The organism is Actinoallomurus acaciae (assembly GCF_042429965.1).
GTDB lineage: Bacteria > Actinomycetota > Actinomycetes > Streptosporangiales > Streptosporangiaceae > Actinoallomurus > Actinoallomurus acaciae.
On record NZ_JBHLZP010000677.1, the window covers coordinates 2,345 to 6,081 of the forward strand.

Genomic DNA, 3,737 nt, shown 5'->3' on the forward strand with positions numbered 1-3,737 from the left:
CACCGGGATCACGACCACCGGGATCACGACCACCGGGATCACGACCACCGGGATCACGACCACCGGGATCACGACCGAAGGCGCGGGCGCGACGACCGACCTGGTCGACCGGATCCGTGCCCACGTCCTCGCCGACCTGGGCGATCCCGGGCTGTGCGTCGAGTCGGTCGCCCGCCGGTTCGCGATCTCCCCGCGTTACCTGCACGAGCGGTTCCGGCGGCGGGGCATCACCTTCGCCGCGTGGGTCAGGTACGAGCGCCTGGTCCGCATCCGCCGCGACCTGCGGGACCCGGCGCTGACCGCCCGGACCGCCACGGCCATCGCCGCCCGCTGGGGCCTGCGAGACACCGGCCACCTGAGCCGCGCCCTGAAACGGGAGTTCGGCCAGACGGCCACCGAGATCCGCGCCGGGACGTGAGCCGGGCCACACCATCCGCCTCATGCCATCGCTCGCGCGGCGACCGCGCGGAAGCCACGTGGCGGGCGGCCGGAGAGGCGCCAGACGGCGTCGGTGGTGCGGTCCTCGGCCGCCTAGGCGAACGGTCCATGCCGACCGGCATCGCGGCGAACTCCGGCGGCACCCGAGCCGCGAGCCGATCGCGCATCGGCTCCGGCGATGGGCTATGGGACGGCGATGTCGTCGCACCTCCGGTCCGGTGAGGACCGGGTCGGTGCCCGGGGCAGGGCCGCCGGTCAGGGCGTGGGCGGCGACCACCGCGACGTCCACGGCGTCGACGAAGCCGACAGGGCCGCTTCCGGTGGCGGTCCAGATGACACCGTCCGTACGGATGCCGAGGGCGTGCGTGCCGGTGAAATTCTGCATGAACCAGGAAAGGCCACAGCACCCACCCACTGCTCGAACAGACCGGGCAGGGTCCGGTGCACCGCGCCGACCTCCGGGCCGCCCTCGCGCGTGGCCGAGGAGCACCGCGCGCCGGTACGGACCTGCCGGAGGACGGACGGCATGACCGCGGCCGGGTCGGAGTCGCCCAGAGGCGAGAGTCCTGGAGTCGCCCGTGGCAGCGGAGGAGCGACGGCCCGGCGCCGGGACGCTCGCCGATCAGTGTCACGAATGCCCCAAGTCGGCCATCCCCCTACTCCGTGGGCATTAAGTTCGGCGATCCGGGATGATGTCGCGCGGAGGGGATCATCATGCGTGCTCTGACCATCGTGCCGCGCCAGGCCGGCTCGCTCGCCGTGACGGAAGCGCCCGATCCGGTGGCGGGGGAGGGCGAGCTGCTCGTCGACGGGCTCGCGCTCGGCGTGTGCGGCACCGACCGGGAGATCGCCGGCGGGCAGTACGGCTGGGCGCCGGCCGGCGAGGAACGCCTCATCCTCGGCCACGAGTCGCTCGGCCGGGTCCGTGAGGCGCCCGCCGGGAGCGGGTTCGACCCCGGTGACCTGGTCGTCGGCGTCGTACGGCGGCCCGATCCGGTGCCGTGCGGCGCGTGTGCGCACGGTGAGTTCGACATGTGCCGCAACGGCCGGTACCGCGAGCACGGCATCAAGGAGATCCACGGCTACGGCTCGGAGCGGTGGACCGTCGAGGCCGACTACGCGGTACGCCTCGACCCGTCGTTGGAAGACGTCGGGATGCTGGTCGAGCCGACCACGGTCGTGGCCAAGGCGTGGGAGCACATCGAGCACATCGGGCGGCGTGCCTGGTTCGAGCCGCGCTCCGTGCTCGTCGCCGGTGCCGGGCCGATCGGGCTGCTCGCCGCGCTGCTGGGCGCCCAGCGCGGCCTCGAGGTCCACGTCCTGGACCGGGTGGAGCGCGGGGCCAAACCGAAGCTGGTGTCCGAGCTCGGCGCGACGTACCACACGGGGTCGATCCCGGAGGTCGCGGCGAAGGCCGAGCCGGACATCGTCATCGAGGCCACCGGGGTCCCGCGGCTGGTGCTCGACGCCATGGCCAACAACGCGGCGGCGGGCGTGGTCTGCCTCACCGGCGTGTCGCCGACGGGACGGCCGGTGGAGGTCGACGCGGGCTCGCTCAACCGCGGCATCGTGCTGCAGAACGACGTGGTCTTCGGCACGGTGAACGCCAACCACCGCCACTACCGCCAGGCCGTACAGGCCCTGGGCGAGGCCGACCACGCCTGGCTGTCCGGCCTGGTCACGCGCAGGCTTCCGCTGGAGCGGGCCCAGGAGGCGTTCGGGCAGGGCGAGGAAGAGATCAAGGTCGTCGTCGACCTGAACTGATCACAGCGGTCCGGTGAGATACCGCTCGACGGTGGGCGCGAGCGAGGCCACGAGCGCCTCGGTGTCCAGGGCGACGATCTGGGGCAGCCGGAGGATGTAGCGGCACAGGGCGACGCCCAGCAGCTGAGTGGCGACGAGTGCCGCGCGCACCGAACCCTCCTCCGTCGGCGGGCCGAGCGTCGTACGGACCTGGGTGGCGAAGATGGCGCGCATGCGCTCGGCGGCGGCCTCGTTGGTGACGGCGGAGCGGAGCAGGACGGTGAGCACGCCGCTGGAGCGCTCGCCCTCCCACAACGCCAGGTAGTGCCGTACGAGGATCTCGGCACGCCGTTCCGGCGGCAGGTCGCCGACGGCGGGCAGCTCCAGGTCGATGTCGACGGCGGCGGCGAACAGGCCGTCCTTCGAGCCGTAGTAACGCATGACCATCGACGGATCGATGCCCGCGTCGGCCGCGATCGCGCGGATCGTGGCGCGTTCGTAGCCGTCGTCGGCGAAGCGGCGGCGGGCGGCGGTGAGGATCGCGTTGCGGGTCTCCTCCGAGCGCTGAGTGAAGGCCATGCCACAAGTGTAGGCCAACATGTGTTGGCAAACGTGAGGACGAGGCGTACAGTCAATGCCAACAAGCGTTGGCCATCAACGGTTGGCTCTTAGGAGGTCGAAATGTCGAAGCTTCCCGCCACCGCCGACGTCGTGATCGTCGGTGCCGGTCCCACCGGACTCACGCTCGCCGCGTTCCTCGCCAAGGAAGGTGGCGACGTGGTCCTGCTCGACCGGGCCGCCGAAGGCGCGAACACCTCGCGCGCCGCCGTCGTGCACGCCCGCACGCTGGAGGTCCTCGAAGGGCTGGGCGTCACCGGGGAACTGGTGGACCGCGGGGTGATCACGCCGGTCTTCACCGTCCGCGACCGGGACCGCGTGCTGCTGACCGTGCCCTTCGACGGGCTGCCGACCGCGCACCCGTACACGCTGATGATCCCGCAGAACGTCACCGAGCAGGCGCTGCTGGCCCGGCTGCGCGCCCTCGGCGGCCAGGTGCACCGGCCGCACGAGGTGGTCGCGGTCACCCAGGACGACGCCGGCGCCACCGTCACGACCGCGGCCGGAGAGCGGATCCGCGCCGGCCTGGTCGTCGGCGCCGACGGCATGCACTGCGTGGTCCGTGAGCAGGCCGGCATCGGTTTCACCGGGGACAGCTACGAACAGACGTTCGTGCTCGCCGACACGCGCCTGGAGTGGGCCCTTCCGGGCGATGAGGTCCAGCTCTTCTTCGGCACGGAGGGGCTCGTCGTCGTCGCGCCGCTGCCCGGCGGCCGGCACCGGATCGTCGCGACGGTCGACGAGGCGCCCGAGCGTCCCGGTCCGGCCGACGTGCAGGCGCTCCTCGACGCCCGCGGCCCGCGCACGGACCCGGCGCGCGTACGGGAGGTGGTGTGGAGCTCGCGGTTCCACATCCACCACCGGGTCGCCGACCACTATCGCGACGGCCGGATCCTCCTCGCCGGCGACGCCGCCCACGTGCACTCACCGGCCGGCGG

General features: G+C 72.7%; 4 protein-coding genes. 3 read left to right on the top strand and 1 reads right to left on the bottom strand.

The annotated features are described in order from the left end of the window. A partial coding sequence (locus tag ACFFNX_RS44785) for a helix-turn-helix domain-containing protein (RefSeq protein WP_378212359.1) occupies positions 1–418 on the top strand: 418 nt, incomplete at its 5' end. 734 nt (positions 419–1,152) lie between these two features. Continuing rightward, a complete protein-coding gene (locus ACFFNX_RS44790; RefSeq protein ID WP_378212360.1) occupies positions 1,153–2,202 on the top strand; it encodes a glucose 1-dehydrogenase in 1,050 nt (349 codons plus the stop codon). Here the strand turns inward: ACFFNX_RS44790 and ACFFNX_RS44795 are convergent, their stop codons facing one another. Continuing rightward, positions 2,203–2,760 (bottom strand): TetR/AcrR family transcriptional regulator, encoded by a 558-nt coding sequence (locus ACFFNX_RS44795; RefSeq protein ID WP_378212362.1) that lies wholly within the window; start codon positions 2,758–2,760, stop codon positions 2,203–2,205. A gap of 102 nt (positions 2,761–2,862) precedes the next feature. Between ACFFNX_RS44795 and ACFFNX_RS44800 the strand changes: the two genes are divergently transcribed. Next, the coding region (locus ACFFNX_RS44800) for an FAD-dependent oxidoreductase (protein WP_378212363.1) at positions 2,863–3,737 on the top strand (875 nt) is incomplete at its 3' end.